Here is a 22,987-nt window from a genome sequence, read left to right as displayed (position 1 = left end):
GTTAACCGACGGACCCTTCCATCTGCAGTTCAATCAGGCGGTTCAGCTCAAGAGCGTATTCCATGGGCAGTTCACGGGCGATCGGCTCGATGAAGCCGCGCACGATCATGGCCATGGCCTCGTCCTCGGGCATGCCGCGGGACATCAGATAGAAGAGCTGCTCTTCGCTGACGCGTGAAACGGTGGCCTCGTGGCCCATGACAACGTCATCCTCACGGATGTCGATGTACGGGTACGTGTCCGAACGGGAAATGGTGTCCACCAGCAGTGCATCACAGCGGACTGTGTTTGCCGAGTGCTTGGCACCTTCACGGACCTGGACCAGGCCACGGTAAGCTGCGCGTCCGCCGCCGCGGGCCACGGACTTGGAGATGATGGAGCTCTTGGTGTTCGGTGCAATGTGAACCATCTTGGAGCCGGTGTCCTGGTGCTGGCCTTCGCCGGCGAAAGCGATGGACAGGGTCTCGCCCTTGGCGTGCTCGCCAACGAGGTAGACGGCCGGGTACTTCATGGTCACCTTGGAACCGATGTTGCCATCGATCCACTCCATGGTGGCGCCCTCTTCACAGATGGCGCGTTTGGTCACCAGGTTATACACGTTGGTGGACCAGTTCTGGATGGTGGTGTAGCGGACGCGCGCGCCCTTCTTCACGATGATCTCCACAACAGCGGAGTGCAGTGAGTCCGAGGTGTAGATCGGAGCCGTGCAGCCTTCGATGTAGTGAACGTAAGAGTCCTCATCGGCGATGATCAGCGTGCGCTCGAACTGGCCCATGTTCTCGGTGTTGATACGGAAGTAAGCCTGGAGCGGGATGTCCACGTGCACGCCCTTGGGCACATACACGAACGATCCGCCGGACCATACGGCCGTGTTCAGTGACGCAAACTTGTTGTCGCCCACCGGGATGATGGTGCCGAAGTACTCCTGGAAGATCTCCGGGTGCTCGCGCAGTGCGGTGTCGGTGTCCAGGAAGATGACACCCTGGGCTTCGAGGTCCTCACGGATCTGGTGGTAGACAACCTCGGACTCGTACTGGGCTGCGACACCCGAGACGAGGCGGCTGCGCTCAGCTTCCGGGATGCCCAGTTTCTCGTAGGTGTTCCGGATGTCTTCGGGAAGGTCTTCCCACGTTGCCGCCTGCTTCTCGGTGGAACGCACAAAGTACTTGATGTTGTCGAAGTCAATGCCTGAGAGGTCTGCACCCCAGGTAGGCATGGGCTTGCGGTCGAAGTACTTCAGGCCCTTGAGCCGCAGATCGAGCATCCATTCCGGCTCGTTCTTCTTCGAGGAGATATCGCGGACGACCTCCTCGTTGAGGCCACGACGGGCGTTGGCGCCGACGTCGTTCTTGTCGGCCCAGCCGTACTCGTAGTTTCCGATACCGTGCAGTTCGGGATTCTTCTCCAGAATCTCCGAGATCACAGTGCCGTCAGCTACCGCTTTCTCTGCTATTTGGTCCGTCATCACGGCCTTCCTTGCTGGTTGTTTGATTCCTGGTACGGGTTCCCGGACTGCTCTGCGGCATCCGAAGATGCCGTGGCAGCCGGGCGCCCGGTAGGTATATGGGTGGTGCAAACATGTCCGCCTTGAGCGAGCGTGGAAAGACGCCGGACATCAACGCCTACCAAACGCGAAAAGACTTTGGTCTCTGTATCGCAAAACACCGGAAACTCTGCGGCGAGCCGCTGAATAGGGCAGTGGCCTTGGCATAGCTGGACGCTGGACAGTGCAGCGGGCAACGGAGCCTTGGCCTCAATTGAATGTGCGGAGGCTACAAAACGATCGCGGCTGAGGGCCTTGGAAAGTGCCATGGCGCGCGCGGTGATGTCCTCCCCGGCGGCCTCAACTTCGGGGGCGTAGCGCCGTTCCATGTCGGAGAAGCGTTCCTCCGCATATTCGCGGACTGCTTCTTCGCCAGCGAGTTCCTGGAGGCGACGGAGCGCGGAGCTGGCAATGTTCAGGTAGTCGTCGCCAAGGGTCGATTGCCCCTGGGAACTCAGGACGTAACGGCGCGCGGGACGGCCCGCGCCGGAACCGGCCTTGGCCACACGCTTGACCTCGATCACGCCGCTGCGCTCCAGGTGGTCAAGGTGACGGCGGACAGCAGCCGGCGTGAAGCCCAGAAGATCGCCGAGTTCCGCGGCGCTCACAGGGCCGTTTTCAAGAACTGCGCTCAGGACGCGGTCCCTGGTGCGGTCATCCGCGTCCGGCAGCGCAGGCGGGGCAACGAATGCCTCTGCCGCTGCAGCATGCCGTGTTGAGGGCATGGAAGTTGGACTGCTCATGGAATACACAACATAATCATGTCGTAATTTGTTTCATGCATCCAGTAAGGCAAGACTGACCTTAGCAAGCCGCCAAGTGTGACCGTACTACTTCCCGTAGAATACTCTGGTGCGATCCCCCGATTCCCCTGTCCTCACCATAGACGGACTCATTAAGGATGTAGGCCCCCTGGCCTCCCTTGACGGCAAAATGCTCAGGGTGGTCAGCGGGCTGTCCCTTGTGGCTGAACGCGGCCAAGTGACTGCCCTGTTGGGAGCAAACGGGGCCGGTAAGACCACCACTCTGGAATGCGCTCAGGGCCTGCAGAAGCGAACGGGCGGCAGCATCTCCCTGCTGGGCGGGGACCCGGATACCGCTGGTGCCGACTTGAGGTCCCGCGTAGGGGTGATGCTCCAGGACGGCGGCCTCCCGCCGTCGGCCCGCCCGATCCCGCTGCTGCGGCACGTCGCCGGCATGTACCAGAAGCCCATGAACGTAGACGACCTGGTGGAACGGCTGGGAATCAACCAGTTCAGCCGTACCAGCGTGCGCCGGCTTTCGGGCGGTCAGAAACAGCGGCTCGCGCTGGCTGCAGCGCTGGTGGGAAATCCTGAAATCCTCTTCCTTGACGAGCCCAGTGCAGGATTGGACCCGCAGTCGAGGCAGATGGTCTTTGAGCTCATTGCCGAGCTCAGGGACGCCGGAATGGGAATTGTGCTGACAACCCACCTGATGGATGACGCGGAGCGCTTGGCGGACTACGTCTACATCATCGATGCCGGCCACAATGTGGTGGAGGGAACAGTCGCCGAACTGCTCCGGCATGATCATTCCGCAGACTCTGCCATCACTGACAGGACGCTGTACTTTGACGCACCTGCCGGACTCGATTTTGCCGGCGCTTTGGGGCCGGGCCTCCAGCTGACCGAGACACGCTCCGGAAGCTATGCGATCACCGGTGCGATCACGCCGAATGATCTGGCGGCACTGACCGCTTGGTGGGCAGAACGGAACATCATGCCCGCCTCGCTCCGGTTGGAAGCCCGCAGCCTGGAAGACGTATTCCTGGACATTTCCGGAAGGGACCTCCGATGAGCAAGCTCCTCTCCCCCAACGCCGGACCGGCATCGCTGCCCCGCAGGATCATCCAGCAAGGGCGGTATGAAACCATCACCATGCTGCGCAACGGTGAGCAGCTGATCCTCGCCATAGTTCTTCCCCTCATGGCACTGGTTGGCCTCGCTGTCACGCCACTGCTGGACGGACTCGGCGGTTCCCGGGTGGACCTCGCCACCCCCGGGATTCTCGCGCTGTGTGCCATGTCCACGGCCTTCACGGGCCAAGGAATCGCCACAGGCTTTGACCGGCGCTACGGAGTTCTCCGTTTCCTGTCCACCACACCCCTTGGCCGGGGCGGACTGATCGCAGGCAAGATTCTCGCCGTGCTTGTTGTCCTCCTTTTCCAGGTACTGGTAGTGGGCGCAGTTGCAGGCCTGCTGGGATGGCAACCCCGGCCGGAGGCCTGGCTTCCCGGGCTCGGCCTGCTGGTTCTCGGTGCTGCTGCTTTTACTGCACTCGGCCTGCTGGTAGCCGGCACAGTACGACCCGAAGCTACTTTGGCGATCACCAATCTGTTGTGGATCCTCCTTGGGGCCTTGGGCGGCATAGTGGTCCCGGCAGAACGTTTGCCCGGATTGCTTCAGGGCATCGTCCAATTCCTCCCTTCCGGGGCCTTGGGACAAGCGCTTCGGGATGCTTTCCTGTTGGGCGTCGTTCCATTCCCCGCCGTTCTAATCCTCCTGCTGTGGACCCTGGTGGCCGGCGCCGCCGCCATCCGGTGGTTCAAGTGGAACTAATTCAGCCAGGCACCCATCACCCATGCAGAACTGAGAAGTGAGAAAACTGTGAGCACGGCATCGCGCCTACCCAAAACCGTCCAGCGACTGACCTCCAAGTTGCCCACTGAGGTCAACAAGGCTGTCCGCCGTCTGGCATTGCTCTCACTCATAGGGCAGACAGTCCTGGTAGTAACCGGCGGTGCAGTGAGGCTCACCGCTTCGGGCCTGGGCTGCCCCACCTGGCCACGCTGCACCAGCGACTCGTTGGTGAACACCCCGGAGATGGGCATTCATGGGTTCATTGAATTCGGCAACAGACTTCTGACCTTTGCTCTGGCCGCTGTCGCGGCAATGATGTTGGTGTACTTGTGGAACCTTCGCAAAGAGCGTCGCGATCTCTTCATGCTCGCCTTGGGCCTCCTTGCCAGCATCCCGGCTCAAGCGATCATTGGCGGAATCACAGTGCTGTCCGGCCTTAACCCTTGGGTTGTGGGATTGCATTTCCTCGTCTCCATGGCCCTGGTGGTCTTCGCAACACTCCTTGTTAACAGGGCTTACGGGCGAACCGGCCGCTTCATGAACCGCACCCTGCCGTCCCTTCCGCCGGTGGCCCGCCCTTTGATGCTCGCTGTTGCAGTCTTCTCGGCCCTTTCAGTGATGCTGGGCGTCGTCGTGACGGGCGCCGGGCCACACGCCGGAGACGCGGATGCGCCCCGCAACGACCTCGACTGGGACCTTTTCTCACACATCCACGCAGTACCGGCCTACCTCATTACCGCTGGAACACTCCTCGCGGTGTACTTGGTGTTCCGCCACAAGATCCGCGGTCCCTTCCGGACGGCGGCCTACTTGCTGCTGGGCGTGACCCTGCTGCAGGCTGTCATAGGCTTTACCCAGTACTACAACGGCATCCCGGCTCTGTTGGTGGGTGCACACATGTTCGGTGCCGCTGTCCTGATGAGCGCAGCCACCAACGCGGCTGACATAGCGAAGCACAGCCCGGCAAACTAGCTTCCTCTAGGCCCGGATGAGTTGGGCAGGGTTGGATCGCGACGCCACTGCCGCTGGATAGACCGCGGAGAGAAGGCCGCTCAGTAGCCCAGCTCCTATACCCCAGATTGCCGCAGTTGCCGGGACCACCGGGGCCCAGCCCTCGCTTGTGGCGTATGCAAGCGCTGCGCCTAAGCCCAGGGCTGCCCCGGCAATGCCGCCCAGTGTACCCACTACGGCTCCTTCCATGAGGAACATGGATGCCAAAGCGCTCTTCCGCATTCCCAGCGCGAGCCTGAGTGCGATCTCCTGGGACCTCGCGAGTACCCCAACGTACATGGTGGTACCGGCGCTAAGACTGGCAATAACGAGTAAGACCACCGAAACGATCGCTACCATCCGGCCGAGGTCCGTGTTTATTCCGTGTTGGAGATGCCTTAGGTCAGCAACGGTCTGCACCTCGATTGCTTCGGTTGCCGCCGCGCTGAGGGCTTTAGGCAGGACTTCCGCTATGGCCGCAGGCACGCCGAGCTGTGTTCTCAGGACCAGGGTCGCAGCCACGTTGGTTGTCATGATGGGGCAGGACCCAACGCCAAGCACAATAGAGCCTTCCAGGACGGGGTCTCGTCCCGGGTCATCGATGATTCCTGCCACTGGCACTGGCTGGCCGTAGAGCCAGATTACGACGCCGGGTCCCGGCTTTGCGACGCCCAGTTGGCGTGCGGCGCCGAGGCCGAGCATCGCCACCGGGGCCCCGAATGAATTGTCCAGCAAAGCAGTGTCGCCGGTTGAGACAACGGCGCCCTGTAGCCGAAGGTAAGCGGCATCGGCGACGCGGACCGCACCACTGAAAGCGGGTGCTTCCGGCACAGAGCCCGGACGGAAAGTCGACGGTTGTGCTTCTGTAACTGGGAGATCGGCCACAACTCCTGCGTCAATGACCCCGGACAACAGCCTTGACCCCGCCAGGTCCGTAGCCACCTGCTCCCATGAGACATATCCTTCGTCCCTGGTAGCCCTCACTTCATCGTTGGATGCCGCGTCTATGCGCCCGGAAACCTTGACCGCAGCACTTTCACTGAGCCCGACCGCTGCAACCAGGCCGCCGCAGCCGAGAAGGAAGGCAAGCACCAAAAGCAGCGCCTTGGCCGGGCGGGTTGTCAGGGCGGAGAGCGCGTCAGCCGTGAGGTCGATGATTTCATCGCGAGGCCGGCGGAGCAGTTTTGGTCGGTCCTCGTCAACATAAGTCTGCTCGTCCGCGTCGTCGTGTGCGTGGACGATACGGCCTGTATCCCCTACGATCTCGCCATCCCGCATGGTAACGATTCTGTCCGCGGTAGCTGCAATGGCGGGATCGTGGGTGACCATGACAACAGTGGTCCCAGTCAGCTGGAGCTCGCGGAGGTGCTCAACGACTACTTGCCCATTGGCAGTGTCCAGGCTTCCGGTGGGCTCATCGGCAAGAATCACATCAGGAGAACCAATGACGGCCCTTGCGATCGCCAGGCGTTGCCGCTCGCCACCGGATAGCATCGCAGCGGGGGTAGCGGCGCAATCCTCCAAGCCGAATCTCCGTAGTATCGGAGTGACCAGCCGTTTCTGCTCTTTCCAAGCAACTCCGCGTGCCCGCAGCCCCAGCACGGCGTTCCGGGCGGCCGCATCGCGTCCAACCATATGCGCTTCTTGGAACACGAAGCCGAATACGCGTGCGCGGAGTGACGCCCGGTGAGCGGCCGGGACCTCCCCAACTTCGTTCCCATGGATTAAGTACGAGCCCGCGGTGGGTGTGTCCAAAAGTCCCAGAACGTTTAGAAGCGTTGACTTGCCGGACCCCGAAGGCCCCACAATGGCCAGGAACTCGCCCTGGTAGATGTCGAGGTGCACCCCGGCCAGGGCTTTGGTGCCAGGAAATCCGCGGCTGACATTTCGCAGGGAGATGAGGGGTCCAGGGGATTTGGGTTCAAGGAGGTGCTGGTCTGTTGGCTTCCCGCTCACGGCAGCATCACCTTGACTCCCACGTCCAGGCCTTCCACAGTGTCGACTGCAGCCCAGCCATCAGCCTGCGCTGTCACGGTAACGTCAACCCGGTGCGGACCAGCTTCTCCGGCTACCTCGACGTAGGCGACGCCCATTTCCTGTCGGATGGCGATCAGCGGCACCGCGAGCGTCTCCGCCGGTGCGTTCCCGGCCGTCACCGTGACAGATTGCTGCGGAGCCAAGCCAGTGGTACCCGGGGGGATAGACGCTGTGATGTCCATTCCCGGCATGACATTGCTGCTGCTGTCGCCCTCGGCGAACCCGCTAACCGACGTCACCGTGGTTTTCACCTCAAGTGCTCCTGCTCTAAGGGTGACTGCCGTTCCCACGGCGAAGCTCTCTGCTTGGAGGACATCTGCCCTGGCGACGATAGTGTCCTCGGAGACGGAAATCTGCGCGACGACGCCGTCCTCGGGCAGGACCGTGCCAGTCCCGGCGATGGAGGCTATTCTGCCGGTGTCACCGGGCACCTGGACGAAATCCCGCCAGCGGACCATAGCGGCAGGTGCGGCGTTGGCCCCTGACTTGTTGTTTGACCCGGTTGGAGACGAAGCCGGCGGAACCGGGGCTGGGAAGCCTGCATTCTCGTACCAGGTTTTCAGCGCTTGTTGTGTCTGCTGGTCAAAGGTGCCGTTGGTCTTCACCGCAAGCCCAAGGCCTGCCAACGCCGTCTGAAGTGCCCGCACGTCTGGTCCGGAGTCACCCGGGATGATGTCCCTGTATAGCGGAACGCTGGCCGGCATCACGAGCAGGGGGCGCCCGGAAACGACGGCGAGCAATTCACCCGGCTCCACAAAATCTCCCAGTGCCTTGGGCGTGGAGGTGAGAATCAACCTGTCTATACCGTCTGTCAGGCTGGCAGTGACAGGGGACGTCCTCCCGGCTGTCACCACTCCGGCAAGCGTGACTTGCCGGGCCACTGAGCGAAGTTCAACGGTGGCGGAGACGGGAATCGCGGCAGTTACATCCTGGTGGGACGTGGCCACCGCAGCAACCAGGGTGCCAGCCCGGAAGGCCACGATTAAACTGGATGTCACCAAGGCCATGGCCACCAGTAAAAGCCACCAGCGGGGTACCCGCCGCATGGCGCGGTCGCTGCGGTTCAACTCAAAGCCGGGCATCGGCCACGCCGTGATCGCGAAGAACCTGCTTGGCCCGCTCAACCGCGGCCGTCTTTTGTTCAGCCACAACGTTAAGTTCGGCTTGATGCTCCTTCATCAGGGCCGCTTGGTACTGGGCGAGGATGTCATACGGTTTTCTGGCACCCCCGCTGGAGTCCTTACAGTCAACGTCGAGTAAGGCAACGCGGATTTCGTCCTCCTTGGAGCCACCCGACTCGACAATCCAGGTATCACCGTCCCTCAGCTTCAGTCCCTTGTCGGTCAGGCACCGCTGCCAGGACTCGCGATACGCAAGATATTCAGGGTCACGGGCCGTGAGCCCCACGGCGTCCTGAGTAATCTGTTGCTGGACAGACAGATCACCCGCCAAGCCTTCAAGGAGTTCCGGGAAACCGGCACGCCCCACGGTGTTGCTGCACTTCGCCTCTGCCCGCTCGCGTTCTGGGCTCGGGGCGGTACGTTCCGCCGGTGCAGGCATCAAGCCAGGAATGCTGCGGACTTCCGGCATATTTCCGTTCTTCGCGGCCAGCGTCCCCGACCATTGTCCGTACCTGCGCTCCTGCAGAGCCTTCCCGTCACCTCCCCACGGCGCCAGCGTGAAACCGGCCTCCTCAACGCAGTCATAGATAAGGAACGCCACCGCGTAGTTGACCAGAACGTTCTCACGGTCCGAGTACCAGTAAGCACTCATGGGGAGCACCACCTCCCCGGTGTCCTCATTGAGGGCAGCCCGGGCCCCGGCTCCAAGTGCACGGTCCACGGCGGGAAGGCTGCGCGTTGGAATCGGTGCAGCGGCGTCGGCGCCCGGTGATGAGCAGGCCGCCGCGACGCAGGCGATAACCAGCATCACCGCGGCACTGCGAGCAGCCGACAGAAACTCTATTGCGGATCGCAATGACTCAGCCCCAGACGCTGGTTGTTTCGTCGTCCCAGTTCCGGCCTGCTTCCATGTAGTTGCCCCGTAGGTCATTCACGGCGTTGCCAGCCTTGAAGATGATGCCGTGGCCGGCAAAGTTGTGATCTTCGTACAAGTACACGTACGGCGAGAGTGCATCGGCCGGTGGCCCAACCACCAATGAACTCGCCCTGTCATTAGCTGCGACGCCAACGTTGTACGTAACCCAACCGAAGGATCGTACGGTTCCTGTGAACCAATAGTTGTCGTACAGACATACCTGTGCGGTGGAGCATGCCGGGGCGGCCTGGGCTGCGGTTACACCGGTCAGTACCGAGGCTGAAGCAACTGCCAACACTCCGGCGGTGCGCAAGAAGTTTTTCATGAGTATCCCCTAAGTTCGTGCGAGGCGGGACGGCTCTGTCCCATCACGGACACTAAGGGTTGGACATCAGCACCTAGACGCGTTAGCCGCGAATTAGGTAGCGTTCCGGCAAGAATTAGGTGCCTAAAGCCCCAAACTAGGTGCTGTGACATGGCATCTAGGTGGTGAGCGTTCACACGGTGACCGTGAGGCGTCAGTCACCGTCGGGGTCCGACATACTGTTCATATGCAGGCCACAACAGTTCTGGTAGAGGGCGAAAGTGACCGACTGGCGGTCGAGACACTGGCAGGCCGCCGGGGATATGACCTCGCGTCACAAGGAGTCTCTGTGGTTCCCATGGGCGGGGCAACCAGCATCGGCCACTTCCTGAATCGCTTCGGCCCGAACGGAGCCGACCACCGGCTGCTCGGCCTTTGTGACGCGCGGGAGTCCCTTGGCGTCGCCAAGGCACTTGCGAGAGCAGGGATTGGATCCGATCCCTTGGAAGGGTTCGGGTTTCAGGTCTGCACTGCAGATCTGGAAGACGAGCTCATCCGCAGCCTCGGCGTTGATGTGGTGCTCAACGTGATCGCCAATCAAGGTGAGCTTTCATCCTTTGAGCTTCTCCAGCGCCAGCCGTCGCTGCGGGACTTACCGGTGGAAGCACAGCTGCGGAGGTTCTTCGGTGGACGCAGCGGCAACAAGATCCGCTACGCGCCCTTGCTGGTAACTGCTTTGCCCGCAGGCAAGGCTCCTCCCCCGCTGGCTCGATTGCTCGAATCTTTTGGGATGTGAGCGGGCGTTGGGTTTAAGCCCGAGGGATGTGAGCGGGCGTTTGGGTTTAAGCCCGAGGGATGTGAGCGGGCGTCCAATGGGTGGAGAAAAGTACGACGCCGGCACCCTGGCGAGTACCGGCGTCGAACCTTGCTCTTTTGAGAGGAATAGCGGAGCTTAGGCTCCGACGATGGCTGAGCCGACGAACGGGTCCACGGCCAGGGCGATGAAGAGCAATGTCAGGTAGCTGATGGAGCCATGGAAGACCTTCATGGCTCCCTTGTTGGAGACGTCCCCACCCTGCGCGCGCTTGTACAAGGCGTGGCTCTCGTAGAGGAACCAGGCTCCGGCGGCAACGGCAACAATCGTGTAAACCCAGCCGGCGCCGCCCACGGGAACCATCAACAGGGAGCAGGCAACCATGGCCCATGCGTAGAGAACTACCTGGACAGAGACCACCTTCGCCCCGGCAATGGCACCGAGCATGGGGACGTTCGCATTGCGGTAGTCCTCGCCGTAACGCATGGACAAAGGCCAGTAATGGGGAGGCGTCCAGAGGAAGATCACCATGAAGAGCACGATTGCCGGCCACTCCACGGTGTTGGTAACTGCCGCCCACGCAATGAGAACAGGGAAGCATCCGGCAGCGCCACCCCAGACGATGTTCTGGGCAGTGCGACGCTTCAGGATCATGGTGTAGATCACCACGTAGAAAACGATTGCGCCCAGGCCCAGCCAGGCGGAAAGGGGGTTGGCGCCGAACCACAGAATCGCGATCGACGCGGCACCCAGGATCCAAGCGAAAATGAGGGCTTCGCGCGGAGTCACTTCACCGGTGACCAACGGACGCTTCTCCGTGCGGTGCATCAGTTTGTCGATGTCGCGGTCGATGTAGCAGTTGAAGACGCCCGCGCTGCCGGCAGCGAAAGCGCCGCCAACAAGAGTGGCCAGGATCAGCCCGATGGACGGGAAGCCGCGCTGGGCAAAGATCATGGTTGGCAGTGTGCTGACCAGGAGAAGCTCGATAACCCGGGGTTTGGTGAGTGCCAGATACGCCTTGAATTTACGGGACATTCCGAGGCTTCCCCGGGCCGGGGACGCGTTGAGGGGCGTATCAGTTGTGCTCACGGCGGCAGTCACTCTGTTCTATGCTCTGGGGTTCTGGCAGCGGCTGCCGTCCCGGTCCTCGAAAATCTGACGCGGGCGCATGATCCGCTGCTGGCCTCCAAATATCATACCGTGGCCGAAAGAGGGCCGATGTCCGCAAAATACGTCAATGTTTCCGAATCTTCACTCCCTCGCCGGGCTCTTGTGATTCATATAAGGGAATTTCTGTCCAGTTAGTGGGATTCCCTGAGTTCCATGACACGTTTAGGGCTAAGCTGTTGAGCAGATCAGCACACGTTGACGATCCGGGAAACCGTATTCTTGGATATCCGTGCGTCTGGATGAGAGATCAACGTTTCAATGGTGAACGGCTGGTAGACACATTGCAGCGGGCGCCATCCTGTGCTTCCTGCGTGCCGTGTCCGTACGCCTGCCGTCAGCACAGAGAGGGGCTCGGTTTTCGTGCCACATTTGGAAGAGCAAGAACTGTCATGGACCGATCTGGACAAGAAGGCAGTTGACACCGTTCGCGTGTTGGCCGCCGACGCCGTGGAGAAGGTCGGCAATGGCCACCCCGGTACTGCGATGAGCCTGGCTCCGGCAGCGTACCTGCTGTTCCAGAAGCTGATGCGCCATGACCCGAAGAACCCGGACTGGATCGGCCGCGACCGCTTTGTCCTGTCCCCCGGCCACACGTCCTTGACGCTTTACATTCAGTTGTTCCTCTCCGGTTACGGCCTGGAACTGAAGGACCTTGAGGCGTTGCGCACGTGGGGTTCGCTGACCCCGGGACACCCCGAGTACAAGCACACCGCCGGTGTGGAAATCACCACCGGCCCGCTGGGCCAGGGGCTCGCTTCGGCAGTCGGTTTCGCTTACTCGCAGCGTCGCCAACGCGGATTGTTCGACGCCGATGCTCCCGCCGGCGAGTCACCGTTCGACCACACCATCTGGGTTATCGCCTCAGACGGCGACCTCCAGGAAGGTGTGACCTCCGAGGCTTCATCCCTCGCCGGTCACCAGGAACTGGGCAACCTCGTGGTGATCTACGACGAGAACCACATCTCCATCGAAGACGACACCGACGTTGCTTTCACCGAGGACGTCCTCAAGCGTTACGAGGCTTACGGCTGGCACACCCAGCGCGTGGACTGGACCAAGACCGGCGACTACGTCGAAGACGTTCAGGAGCTCTACTCGGCACTGCTCGCGGCCAAGGCTGAGACGAACAAGCCGTCCATCATCTCGCTGCGGACCATCATCGGTTACCCGGCGCCGAAGAAGCAGAACACCGGCAAGATCCACGGCTCGGCCCTCGGTGCCGAGGAAGTCGCAGCACTGAAGACCGTGCTCGGTTTCGATCCGGCCAAGTCCTTCGATGTTGACGAAGAAGTTCTGGCACATGCCCGCAAGGTCCTGGACCGCGGCGCCGAGTCACGCGCCGCCTGGCAGTCCTCCTTCGAGGCATGGCAGTCCGCCAACCCCGAATCAGCTGCGCTGCTGGAACGCGTTGAAGCCAAGAAGCTCCCGGCTGAGATTGACGCCGCGCTTCCGGTGTTCGAAGCAGGCAAGGATGTTTCCACCCGTGCAGCGTCGGGCAAGGTCCTGAATGCAATCGGACCGGTACTTCCGGAGCTGTGGGGCGGTTCGGCCGACCTCGCCGAGTCCAACAACACCACCATCGAAGGCTCGCCGTCGTTCATCCCTACCTCACGTTCCACGGATGCCTGGAAGGGCAACCCGTACGGACGCGTGCTGCACTTCGGTATCCGTGAACACGCTGCTGCCTCGATCGTGAACGGCATCTCGCTGCACGGGCGCACCCGCGCCTTCTCCGGCACGTTCCTGATCTTCTCCGACTACCAGCGCCCCGCTATCCGCCTCGGCGCGCTGATGGGTGTTCCGTCCCTGTACGTATGGACGCACGACTCCATCGGCCTTGGCGAAGACGGCCCCACCCACCAGCCCGTGGAGCAGCTGGCTTCGCTGCGCGCCATCCCGGGCCTGGACGTTGTCCGCCCCGGCGACGCGAACGAGGTCGCCGCGGCCTGGAAGGTCATGCTGGAGAACCACGAGAACCCGGCCGGCATCGTCCTGACCCGCCAGAACATCCCCACCTACGCCCGCGGCGAAGGTGCAGCAACCGGCGACACGTTCGCTTCCACCGCCGGTGTTGCCAAGGGCGGTTACGTGCTGGCCGAAGCCTCCAAGGACGGCGAAACCGTTGACGCCCAGGTCATCCTGATCGGCACCGGTTCCGAGGTCCAGCTCGCAGTCCAGGCCCGTGAAGCACTCCAGGCAGAAGGCATCGCAGCCCGCGTTGTGTCCATGCCGTGCGTTGAGTGGTTCAACAAGCAGGACGAGGCCTACCGCGAATCCGTACTCCCGGCAACGGTAAAGGCCCGCGTTTCGGTTGAAGCAGGCCTGGCACTGGGCTGGCGAGAATTCGTCGGCGACGCCGGCCGCTCCATCTCCCTGGAACACTTCGGCGCCTCCGCCGACTACAAGCGGCTCTTCAACGAGTTCGGCATCACCGCCGAAGCCGTTGCGGCCGCAGCCAAAGACTCCCTCGCAGACTCGAACGCATAACAGTCTGTTTCCCTCTCACAGGAGAAAAACACATGTCCAGCACTCCCACGCAGCAACTCTCCGACGCCGGCGTTTCCATCTGGCTCGATGACCTCTCCCGCACCCGCCTGGATACCGGCACCTTGCAGAAGCTCATCGACGAGAAGAACGTGGTTGGTGTAACCACCAACCCCTCCATCTTCCACGCCGCCATCACCGCCGGTACGGACTACGACGCCACCATCGCAGCGCAGGCCGCGGCCGGTGCCAGCGTCGAAGAGACCATCTTCGAAATCACCACCACGGACGTGGCCGACGCCTGCGATCTCTTCGCACCGATCGCCGCTGCCACCAACGGTGTGGATGGCCGTGTCTCCATCGAGGTGGACCCCCGCCTCGCCTGGGACACCGCCGGTACCATCGCCGAGGCCAAGCACCTCTACGCCAAGGTCAACAAGGACAATGTCCACATCAAGATCCCTGCCACCTTGGAGGGCCTCGAAGCCATCACGGCAACACTGGCAGAAGGCATCAGCGTCAATGTGACCCTGATCTTCTCCCTGGAGCGCTACCGCGCGGTCATCAACGCTTTCCAGTCCGGCCTTGAGCAGGCCAAGGAAAACGGTCACGACCTCTCCAGGATCCACTCCGTGGCATCATTCTTCGTCTCCCGCGTGGATTCTGAAATCGACAAGCGCCTTGACGCCATCGGTACGGATGAAGCAAAGGCACTGAAGGGCAAGGCAGGCGTAGCCAATGCACGTCTTGCCTACCAGGTCTACGAGGAACTCTTCTCCACCGAGCGCTGGGCAGTGCTGGCCGAAGCCGGCGCCCTCCCCCAGCGTCCCCTGTGGGCTTCCACCGGCGTGAAGGACCCGGCCTACCCGGACACCCTCTACGTGACCGAATTGGTAGCAGCTGGCGTGGTAAACACCATGCCGGAGAAGACGCTGGATGCCACGTTCGATCACGGTGTAGTCACCGGTGACACCATCACGGGCACCTACGATGAGGCGAATGAGACCCTGAACGCCCTCGAGGCCCTCGGCGTCTCTTACAACGACGTCGTGACGCTTCTTGAGACCGAAGGCCTTGAGAAGTTCGTGGGCTCCTGGAAGGAACTCCTCGCCGACGTCGAAGGCGCACTCGCCACTGCACGGAAGGCTTCCTAACCAACTATGAGCACAATCAGCTACGACGCCAGCGGTGCTGCCCAGCAGGCCATCGCCGAGCACATTGACACTCTGGTGGACGACAAGATCGCTACCCGGATTTTCGCCAAGGACCACACGCTGTGGGGCCCAGATGCAGAGTCCGAGTCCGCGATCCGACTCGGCTGGGTAGAGGCCGCCACGGTGTCCCAGGCTCTGGTCGGGGACATTCTGGAACTTCGTGACGCCTTCCGCGCTGAAGGAGTTACCCGCATTGTCCTTTGTGGCATGGGTGGGTCTTCCTTGGCTCCGGAGGTTATTGCCGGTACTGCCGGCGTCGAGCTGACTGTGCTGGACAGCACTGATCCCGAACAGGTCAGTGCTGCGTTGGCGGATCGCTTGGCGGAGACAGCTATTGTGGTCTCTTCCAAGTCCGGTTCCACCGTTGAGACTGATTCCCAGCGACGCGTGTTCGAGAAGGCGTTCAACGACGCCGGTATTGATGCCAAGAGCCGGATCGTCATTGTTACGGATCCCGGATCGCCTTTGGACAAGGCCTCCCGCGAGGCCGGCTACCGGGCGGTTTTCAACGCCGACCCCAACGTGGGCGGCCGTTTTTCAGCCCTCACGGCGTTCGGCCTGGTCCCATCAGGCCTGGCCGGCGTAGACATCCAGGCATTCCTGGATGAAGCCGAGGAAGCAGCCGAGATCCTCAATGAGGACTCCGCTGACAACATTGGCTTGGCGCTGGGTATTGCTTTGGGTGGCACCAGCCCGCTGCGCAACAAGATCGTCATCGCAGAAGACGGTTCCGGCATTGTGGGTTTCGCCGACTGGGCCGAGCAACTCATCGCCGAATCCACCGGCAAGCTGGGCACTGGCGTTCTTCCGGTGGTTGCCGGTCCCCAGTCTCCCGAGGCCCTTGGCGGCGCCACCGACGGCCTGGTGGTGCGGCTGGTAGGTGCCGACGACGACGTCGATCTTCGTGAGAACGAGGTTGCCATTGCTGGTGGCCTGGCATCGCAGATGTTTGTCTGGGAGTTTGCCACTTCAGTGGCGGGCATTTTGCTGGGCATCAATCCCTTTGACCAGCCTGACGTCGAGGCCGCCAAGGTGGCTGCGCGCGGTTTGCTGGACGCCCGTCCTGAACCCACCCCGGCGGCCTTCACCGACGGCGCAGTTGAAGTACGTGGTGGCGAATGGCTTGGTAACGCGTCCACGGCCGGCGAGGCCGTGCAGGCGCTCCTCGGCCAGCTCGGTGCCGATGGCTACCTGAGCGTTCAGGCATACCTTGACCGTATTTCACATGCCCCGCTTGAAGGCATTCGTGATGAACTTGCCTCCGTGACCGGCCGTCCGGTGACTTTCGGCTGGGGTCCGCGGTTCCTGCACTCCACCGGCCAGTTCCACAAGGGCGGACCAGCCATTGGGGTCTTCCTGCAGGTCACTGCAGCTTCCTCCACGGATCTGGAGATTCCGGACCGGCCCTTCACTTTTGGACAGCTCATTGCCGCCCAAGCCTCGGGTGACGCCCAGGTACTGGAAGGTCACGGCCGCCCCGTGCTGCGCCTGCACCTCACGGAGCGTCACGCGGGTGTAGCCCAACTTCAGGAACTCGTCTCTGCTTTGGCCAAACAAGCCAGCGCACTCGAAAGCTAAGGCACAGAACCAAACATGCCAGAAACTAGGAACGGCACAGTCCGGAATCCGTTGCGGGATCCGCGGGACCGTCGCCTGAACCGCATCGCGGGGCCGTCGTCGTTGGTGTTCTTCGGTGTTACCGGGGACCTTGCTCGTAAGAAGTTGATGCCTGCGGTCTATGACCTCGCCAACCGTGGTTTGCTCCCTCCCAGCTTCGCGTTGGTGGGCTTCGGCCGCCGCGACTGGGACAACGCCGACTTCGCCGCGGAGGTGAAGGAGAACGTGAAGGCCCACGCGCGGACGAAGTTTGACGAGGCGGTGTGGGAGCAGCTGGCTTCGGGTATCCGTTTTGTTCAGGGCGAGTTCGACGACGACGACGCGTTCGAGCGTCTTGGCGACGTCCTCGATGAGCTGGACGAGACCCGCGGCACCCGCGGTAATCATGGTTTCTACCTTTCCATCCCGCCGAAGGCGTTCGAGCAGGTGTGTCGGCAGTTGTCCAAGCACGGCCTGGCGCAGGCCAAGCCGGGTCAGTGGCGGCGTGTGGTGATTGAAAAGCCGTTTGGGCATGACCTTGAATCGGCACGGCAGCTGAACGACATTGTGGAGTCGGTGTTCCCGGCCGATGCAGTGTTCCGTATTGATCACTACCTGGGCAAGGAGACGGTCCAGAACATCCTGGCGTTGCGTTTCGCGAACCAGTTGTTCGAACCGCTCTGGAACGCCAACTACGTGGACCACGTCCAGATCACGATGGCCGAGGACATCGGCACCGGGGGCCGTGCAGGCTATTACGACGGTGTGGGCGCTGCCCGTGACGTCATCCAGAACCACCTGCTGCAGTTGCTGGCACTGACGGCCATGGAGGAGCCCATTTCCTTCAACGCCGACGACCTGCGGGCTGAGAAGGAAAAGGTCCTCGCCGCGGTCAAGCTTCCGGAGGACCTGTCCACGCACTCGGCGCGGGGTCAGTTTACCGGCGGTTGGCAGGGCGGCGAGGAAGTCCTCGGGTATTTGGACGAGGACGGTATCCCGGCTGATTCGAAGACTGAGACGTTCGCTGCGATCCGGGTGGATATCAACACCCGCCGGTGGAACGGTGTCCCGTTCTACCTCCGCGCCGGCAAGCGGCTGGGCCGCCGGGTGACCGAGATCGCGGTGGTGTTCAAGCGGGCCCCGAACCTGCTGTTCCGTGATCACGGTGAGGACGACTTCGGTCAGAACGCCGTGGTGATCAGGGTCCAGCCCGATGAGGGCGCCACGATCCGGTTCGGGTCCAAGGTCCCGGGCACGCAGATGGAAGTCCGCGATGTGACCATGGACTTCGGCTATGGCCATTCCTTCACCGAGTCCAGCCCCGAAGCCTACGAACGCCTGATCCTGGATGTGCTCCTGGGCGAGCCGCCGCTGTTCCCGCGGCATCAGGAAGTGGAGCTGTCCTGGAAGATCCTTGACCCGTTCGAGGAATACTGGGCTGGCTTGGACGAGCAACCGCAACCTTACGCACCGGGCAGTTGGGGGCCGGCTTCGGCCGATGCTTTGCTGGCCCGTGACGGACGAACCTGGAGAAGGCCATGATTGTAGATCTTCCGGATACCACTACTTCCAAGATTTCCAAGAAGATCATGTCCCTGCGCGAGCAAGGCGGCGTGATCGCTTTGGGTCGTGTGCTGACCTTGGTGGTGGTAACGAAGTCCGGGCAGGAAGAAGACGCGATCGAAGCCGCCAACGAGGCCAGCAGGGAACACCCCTGCCGGATCATCGTCCTGGCCGACGCCGGGGCTGAAGGACCGGACCGCCTTGACGCCCAGATCCGGGTAGGTGGCGACGCCGGCGCATCCGAGGTGATCGTCCTGCGCGGGCACGGGCACATGGCCCACGAAAGCGAATCCCTCGTCGCTGCCCTGCTGCTCCCGGACGCGCCGATCGTGGCCTGGTGGCCGCACGGCGCCCCGGAAAACGCCTGCGAAACCTCCATCGGCCGGATCGCGCACCGCCGCATCACCGATTCAGCGAACGAACCGGACCCCCGCCGCGCGCTGGAAAACATCCGGGCCACGTACAAAGCCGGTGACACCGACCTCGCCTGGACCCGCCTGACCAACTGGCGCATGCAACTCGCCGCGGTCTTCGATCAGGTAGACAGTGACCCCGTCTCCGTCGTCGCCGTCGAAGGCGCTTCCGATTCTCCCAGCACGCTGCTGCTGGCCGCCTGGCTCAGCCTGGCATTGGAAGCACCCGTCACGATTGTGGCCGACCCCGCAGGCACCGGCATCCGCCGGGTCCGTCTCACACGCGCCAGCGGCGACGTTCAACTCTTCCGCCCCGGCCTGTCCGTGGCCGAACTGACCCAGCCAGGCCAACCCGCGCAACGTATCACCCTCCCGCGCCGAAGCCTCAAAGACTGCCTCGCCGAAGAACTCCGGCGCCTGGACCCCGATGAAGTCTTCGGAGAAGTGATTACGATGGGACTTCCACTTACCAGTCAGAGGAGAGTCCAGACCAGTGCACGCTGAGCCAAGAGTAAGCATCCACCCCGACTCCAAGGTGCTGATGGCCGCAATTGCTGCGCGCCTGATCACCAAGCTTGTGGACGTCCAGGACAAACATGGTGAGGCCACGGTGGTCCTCACCGGCGGAACCGTTGGCATTGGGACCCTGAAGGCTGTGGCAGACTCCGCCGCAGCGCCAGCCGTGGATTGGTCACGGGTCAACTTCTGGTGGGGTGACGAGCGGTTTGTCGCTGCGGACAGTGACGAGAGGAACACCCGCCAAGCGCACCAGGCACTGTTGTCCCATCTGGCTGTTGATCCGGCCAGGGTTCATGAGCCCGGTTCGGCCGACGCCTATGCCACGGCTGACGCCGCCGCCGCAGCCTACGCTGAGGAACTCAAGGCAGCTGCCGAGGCTGAGCACGCAGCAGACACCTCTGACACCCGGCCTGAACAGCCCGGTGTTTTGCCCCGCTTTGACATACTGCTCCTGGGTGTAGGGCCCGATGCCCACGTAGCATCGCTCTTTCCGGAGCAAGCCGGTATTCGCGAGAAGAGCCGCACTGTGGTGGGGGTAGAGAACTCCCCCAAACCGCCGTCGTCGCGCATTTCCTTGACGCTCCCCGCCATCAACACAGCCCAGGAGATCTGGATGGTTGTGGCCGGCGAAGACAAGGCAGGAGCCGTGGGCCTGGCCCTGGCCGGAGCCAATCCCGTTCAGGTACCCGCAGCCGGCCCAGTGGGACGCGCAAGGACGCTGTGGCTTATTGACGAGAACGCAGCGTCAAGAGTCCCCCAGCAATTGGTCCGGAAGGACCCCGCGGGCGCGTAACCGATCAAGCGCTCCAGCCAGGACCACTTCGGCATCCTGGCTGGAGCGTCTTTCTTTAACGTAATCCAAGTGGGATTTGAAGATCTCATCCTCCGGTCTTTCGGGGGCCGGATTCCCGGGGTCCCGGGATGCGGGAGCGCCGCACTTTGGACAATCCCAGATCCGGGGTATTTGCTCGTCCGGCAACTTAAGGAAAACGAGCCGCGTCTCGTGTCCCTTGGCACACCAATAAGGGACTTGAATCCTCGGCAGTGGTTGTCCGGGGCCATGATCGCTCTGATTTCGAGGAGCTGAGCCCTGCGTGACACCAACTCGGGTGCCTCGATATCCAGGCGTACCATGAACCATAGTTGAAACCCCTCATGACGTGGTGGCGGGATGTCACGGCCAACAGGGCCAGTCTAATGCGAGGGGCCCGACGACGGCAGTAGCGCCGGGTGCCAGAGGGCAAAGAAAAAGGGAGGCTCCGTTCGTGGAGCCTCCCCTTCCCTGGTACGACTAGGAGTCGCCACCAGAGGTAAATCGCATGATCAGGCCCAAGCCGATGATCACAGCACCCCAGGTGATGCCAAGAATGATGGTGAAGCGGTTCAGGTTGCGCTCGGCTACGCCGGACGAACTCAATCCGGAGCTCATTCCGCCACCGAACATGTCGGACAAACCGCCGCCACGTCCCTTGTGCAGGAGGATGAGCAGCGTCAGCAGAAGGCTGGTGATGCCCAGCAGAATCTGCAGAATGACTTGAAGAACGTCCACGACGGCCTTTCGAAGAAGCGGAAAACGGGAGCCGGACTAGTCTTTGACGAGGTGGCTCTCGAACCTGACAATGTTAGCAAACTCAACGGGGTCCAGGCTTGCGCCACCCACAAGCAACCCGTCAACGTCATTTTCGGCCATGATCGCGGCAGCATTGTTGGCCTTGACGGAGCCGCCGTACAGCAAGCGCGTTTTGGCTGCAACGGTCTCATCGAAGAGCCCGGCGAGCTCGGCACGGATGGCAGCGCACATTTCCTGTGCGTCTTCCGGGCCTGCGACTTCTCCGGTGCCGATGGCCCAAACGGGCTCATAGGCTACAACGAGTTCGGCTGCCTGCTCAGCGGTGAGTCCTTCAACACCAGCGCGCAACTGGGCCAGTGTGTGCTCCACGTGAGTGCCGGCCTGGCGGATTTCCAGGCCCTCACCGACGCAGAGAACCGGGGTTACCCCGTGCCGGAAAGCGGCCTTCACCTTGGCGTTCAGGACGGAATCAGACTCGTTGTGGATGGTGCGGCGTTCACTGTGGCCCACCAGGACGTAGGCACAGCCCAGTTTGCTCAGGAACTGGCCGGAGATGTCACCTGTGTAGGCGCCGGAGTCGAACTGGGAAAGATCCTGGCCGCCGTAGACAACTTCCAGTTCATCGCCCTGAACCAACGTCTGGACGCCGCGGAGATCGGTAAACGGAGGAAACACCGCCACCTCTGCACGGCTGTAATCGTGCTTGGCGTCGGACAGTGTCCACGCCAGCTTCTGCAGCAAGGTGATGCCCTGGACGTGGTCCATGTTCATCTTCCAGTTGCCGGCGATGAAGGGCTTGCGGACGAAGTTGCCATTGGCAGAGGTAGTCACGTGAACTCCAAAGAATGCGTTGAGATAGGGAACGGCCGGCAGGGCGTTGAGCGCCCCGCCGGCCGGTTGATGCTTAGCGGTCCAGAACGCTCAGGCCGGGAAGTTCCTTGCCTTCAAGGTATTCCAGGCTGGCGCCGCCACCGGTGGAGATGTGGCCGAACTGCGAATCTTCGAAACCGAGGGTCCGAACGGCTGCTGCGGAGTCGCCACCGCCAACCACAGTGAACGCAACAGTATCCGTCAGGGCTTGTGCAATAGCCCGCGTACCACTGGAGAAGGCATCGAACTCGAAGACACCCATGGGACCGTTCCAGAAGACGGTCTTGGCGCCTTCGATCTGGGCCGCAAACGCCGAGGCTGATTCCGGGCCAATATCGAGGCCGATTCCGGAAGCGCCGAAGCTGCTTTCTTCAATCGCGTCAGCCTTGACGACCTCGTGGTCAGCATCGGCAGCGAAACGGTTGGCGACCACCACGTCAGTGGGGATCACAAACGCCGTACCGGCATCGGATGCCCGCTTGAGATAATCCTGGACCACGGGAATCTGGTCCTGCTCAAGGAGACTGCCCGCTACCTTGTGACCGGCTGCTGCCAGGAAGGTAAAGAGCATCCCGCCACCAACAAGGATGGTGTCAGCTTTGCCCAGCAGGTTGTCAATGACCGCCAGCTTGTCCGAAACCTTGGAGCCGCCAAGAACAACGACGTAGGGACGCTGGGTATCGGTGGTGAGCTTCCTCAGGACTTCTACTTCAGTGTGCACAAGATCGCCCAGGTAGGACGGCAAGCGGGTAGCGACATCGAAGACACTGGCGTGTTTGCGGTGGACAGCGCCAAAGGCGTCGTCGACGTACGCGCCGTTGCTTCCGGTGAGCACCACCAGCTCGTCAGCGAACGCGCCACGCTCGGCGTCGTCCTTGCTGGTTTCGCGCGCATCAAATCGAACATTTTCCAGGATGAGGACTTCGCCGTCCTGAAGGCTGGCTGCGAGCCCCTTTGCGGAGTCCCCCACTGTGTCTTCGGCCAACTGGACCTTGAAGTCCGCAAGCTCCGCCAGGCGGGCAGCAGCGGGCTTCAGCGAGTACTTGTCCTCGGGGGTTCCCTTGGGGCGTCCGAGGTGGGCGGTTACGAGCACACGGGCACCGGCGTCCGAGAGCTTCTTGAGGACCGGAAGAGAGGCCTTGATGCGGCCGTCGTCGGTCACTGCAGAGCCGTCGAGCGGCACATTCAGGTCACTTCTGACCAGAATGTACCGCCCGCGGACACCTTCAGCGATGAGTTCGTTGAGGGTGTGAGATGTCATGT

21 protein-coding genes are annotated in these 22,987 nt (G+C 62.1%); 10 read left to right on the top strand and 11 right to left on the bottom strand.

Going from position 1 to position 22,987, the window contains the following annotated elements; genetic code table 11:
* Position 1 precedes the first annotated feature (1 nt).
* Together sufB and ABI796_RS09780 are read right to left on the bottom strand one after the other, a co-directional pair.
* Positions 2-1,465, bottom strand: coding sequence for a Fe-S cluster assembly protein SufB (sufB, locus tag ABI796_RS09785; protein WP_011774792.1), 1,464 nt, complete (start codon positions 1,463-1,465; stop codon positions 2-4).
* Complete coding sequence (locus ABI796_RS09780) at positions 1,465-2,286, bottom strand: helix-turn-helix transcriptional regulator (RefSeq protein ID WP_141284095.1); 822 nt, start codon at positions 2,284-2,286, stop codon at positions 1,465-1,467. The genes sufB and ABI796_RS09780 overlap by 1 nt, the downstream gene beginning before the upstream one ends.
* Before the next feature lie 109 nt (positions 2,287-2,395).
* On the opposite strand from ABI796_RS09780, the gene ABI796_RS09775 reads away from it, so the two are divergent.
* From ABI796_RS09775 to ABI796_RS09765, 3 genes are read left to right on the top strand one after another with little or no spacing between them, the layout of a single operon-like run.
* Positions 2,396-3,361: an ABC transporter ATP-binding protein gene (locus ABI796_RS09775; RefSeq protein ID WP_141284097.1), complete on the top strand. Its 966-nt coding sequence runs from the start codon at positions 2,396-2,398 to the stop codon at positions 3,359-3,361.
* Complete coding sequence (locus ABI796_RS09770; RefSeq protein ID WP_141284099.1) at positions 3,358-4,122, top strand: ABC transporter permease; 765 nt, start codon at positions 3,358-3,360, stop codon at positions 4,120-4,122. Before ABI796_RS09775 ends, ABI796_RS09770 begins: the two co-directional genes overlap by 4 nt.
* A gap of 48 nt (positions 4,123-4,170) precedes the next feature.
* The gene (locus ABI796_RS09765; RefSeq protein WP_141284101.1) at positions 4,171-5,115 is read left to right on the top strand and encodes a heme A synthase; all 945 of its coding nucleotides are present in this window, start codon (positions 4,171-4,173) and stop codon (positions 5,113-5,115) included.
* A gap of 6 nt (positions 5,116-5,121) precedes the next feature.
* Here ABI796_RS09765 and ABI796_RS09760 read toward each other — a convergent pair whose 3' ends face one another.
* The 4 genes from ABI796_RS09760 to ABI796_RS09745 all read right to left on the bottom strand — a co-directional run bounded on the left by ABI796_RS09760 (position 5,122) and on the right by ABI796_RS09745 (position 9,532).
* On the bottom strand, positions 5,122-7,089 hold the full coding sequence (locus ABI796_RS09760; RefSeq protein WP_141284103.1) for an ATP-binding cassette domain-containing protein: 1,968 nt from the start codon (positions 7,087-7,089) through the stop codon (positions 5,122-5,124).
* The gene (locus tag ABI796_RS09755; RefSeq protein ID WP_141284105.1) at positions 7,086-8,252 is read right to left on the bottom strand and encodes a peptidoglycan-binding protein; all 1,167 of its coding nucleotides are present in this window, start codon (positions 8,250-8,252) and stop codon (positions 7,086-7,088) included. Before ABI796_RS09755 ends, ABI796_RS09760 begins: the two co-directional genes overlap by 4 nt.
* Positions 8,239-9,012, bottom strand: coding sequence for a hypothetical protein (locus tag ABI796_RS09750; protein ID WP_141284107.1), 774 nt, complete (start codon positions 9,010-9,012; stop codon positions 8,239-8,241). Before ABI796_RS09750 ends, ABI796_RS09755 begins: the two co-directional genes overlap by 14 nt.
* Positions 9,013-9,151: 139 nt before the next feature.
* The gene (locus tag ABI796_RS09745) at positions 9,152-9,532 is read right to left on the bottom strand and encodes a peptidase inhibitor family I36 protein (protein WP_141284109.1); all 381 of its coding nucleotides are present in this window, start codon (positions 9,530-9,532) and stop codon (positions 9,152-9,154) included.
* 226 nt (positions 9,533-9,758) lie between these two features.
* Here ABI796_RS09745 and ABI796_RS09740 point away from each other — a divergent pair, with 226 nt between their 5' ends.
* Positions 9,759-10,307, top strand: coding sequence for a TOPRIM nucleotidyl transferase/hydrolase domain-containing protein (locus ABI796_RS09740; RefSeq protein ID WP_141284111.1), 549 nt, complete (start codon positions 9,759-9,761; stop codon positions 10,305-10,307).
* A gap of 156 nt (positions 10,308-10,463) precedes the next feature.
* Here ABI796_RS09740 and ABI796_RS09735 read toward each other — a convergent pair whose 3' ends face one another.
* Positions 10,464-11,426 carry a heme o synthase gene (locus tag ABI796_RS09735; RefSeq protein WP_141284113.1) on the bottom strand — a complete coding sequence of 321 codons (963 nt, stop codon included), beginning with the start codon at positions 11,424-11,426 and terminating at the stop codon, positions 10,464-10,466.
* Positions 11,427-11,855: 429 nt separating this feature from the next.
* On the opposite strand from ABI796_RS09735, the gene tkt reads away from it, so the two are divergent.
* Genes tkt through pgl form a run of 6 tightly spaced genes read left to right on the top strand, consistent with a single transcriptional unit; the run spans position 11,856 to position 20,077 of the window.
* Positions 11,856-13,982: a transketolase gene (gene tkt, locus ABI796_RS09730; RefSeq protein ID WP_174754564.1), complete on the top strand. Its 2,127-nt coding sequence runs from the start codon at positions 11,856-11,858 to the stop codon at positions 13,980-13,982.
* A 32-nt stretch (positions 13,983-14,014) separates the two neighbouring features.
* Positions 14,015-15,133: a transaldolase gene (tal, locus tag ABI796_RS09725; RefSeq protein ID WP_141284115.1), complete on the top strand. Its 1,119-nt coding sequence runs from the start codon at positions 14,015-14,017 to the stop codon at positions 15,131-15,133.
* A 6-nt stretch (positions 15,134-15,139) separates the two neighbouring features.
* Positions 15,140-16,771 (top strand): glucose-6-phosphate isomerase, encoded by a 1,632-nt coding sequence (locus tag ABI796_RS09720; RefSeq protein ID WP_141284116.1) that lies wholly within the window; start codon positions 15,140-15,142, stop codon positions 16,769-16,771.
* A 15-nt stretch (positions 16,772-16,786) separates the two neighbouring features.
* Positions 16,787-18,331 (top strand): glucose-6-phosphate dehydrogenase, encoded by a 1,545-nt coding sequence (gene zwf / locus ABI796_RS09715; protein WP_141284118.1) that lies wholly within the window; start codon positions 16,787-16,789, stop codon positions 18,329-18,331.
* A complete protein-coding gene (locus ABI796_RS09710; RefSeq protein ID WP_141284120.1) occupies positions 18,328-19,269 on the top strand; it encodes a glucose-6-phosphate dehydrogenase assembly protein OpcA in 942 nt (313 codons plus the stop codon). The genes zwf and ABI796_RS09710 overlap by 4 nt, the downstream gene beginning before the upstream one ends.
* Positions 19,259-20,077, top strand: coding sequence for a 6-phosphogluconolactonase (pgl, locus tag ABI796_RS09705; protein ID WP_141284122.1), 819 nt, complete (start codon positions 19,259-19,261; stop codon positions 20,075-20,077). The genes ABI796_RS09710 and pgl overlap by 11 nt, the downstream gene beginning before the upstream one ends.
* Here the strand turns inward: pgl and ABI796_RS09700 are convergent.
* The 4 genes from ABI796_RS09700 to ABI796_RS09685 all read right to left on the bottom strand — a co-directional run bounded on the left by ABI796_RS09700 (position 20,030) and on the right by ABI796_RS09685 (position 22,985).
* On the bottom strand, positions 20,030-20,425 hold the full coding sequence (locus ABI796_RS09700; protein WP_141284124.1) for an RNA polymerase-binding protein RbpA: 396 nt from the start codon (positions 20,423-20,425) through the stop codon (positions 20,030-20,032). The genes pgl and ABI796_RS09700 overlap by 48 nt on opposite strands.
* 150 nt (positions 20,426-20,575) lie before the next feature.
* Entirely contained in the window at positions 20,576-20,833 is a 258-nt protein-coding gene (gene secG / locus ABI796_RS09695) for a preprotein translocase subunit SecG (protein ID WP_024821019.1), read from the bottom strand.
* A gap of 36 nt (positions 20,834-20,869) precedes the next feature.
* Complete coding sequence (gene tpiA, locus ABI796_RS09690) at positions 20,870-21,685, bottom strand: triose-phosphate isomerase (protein WP_141284126.1); 816 nt, start codon at positions 21,683-21,685, stop codon at positions 20,870-20,872.
* Between the two features lie 73 nt (positions 21,686-21,758).
* Positions 21,759-22,985, bottom strand: coding sequence for a phosphoglycerate kinase (locus tag ABI796_RS09685; protein WP_141284128.1), 1,227 nt, complete (start codon positions 22,983-22,985; stop codon positions 21,759-21,761).
* Positions 22,986-22,987: the final 2 nt, after the last annotated feature.

Source organism: Paenarthrobacter aurescens, assembly GCF_041549525.1.
GTDB classification, from domain to species: Bacteria; Actinomycetota; Actinomycetes; order Actinomycetales; family Micrococcaceae; genus Arthrobacter; species Arthrobacter aurescens.
Note: the sequence above shows the minus strand (reverse complement) of the source record. Positions and strands in the feature narration are given on the sequence as shown.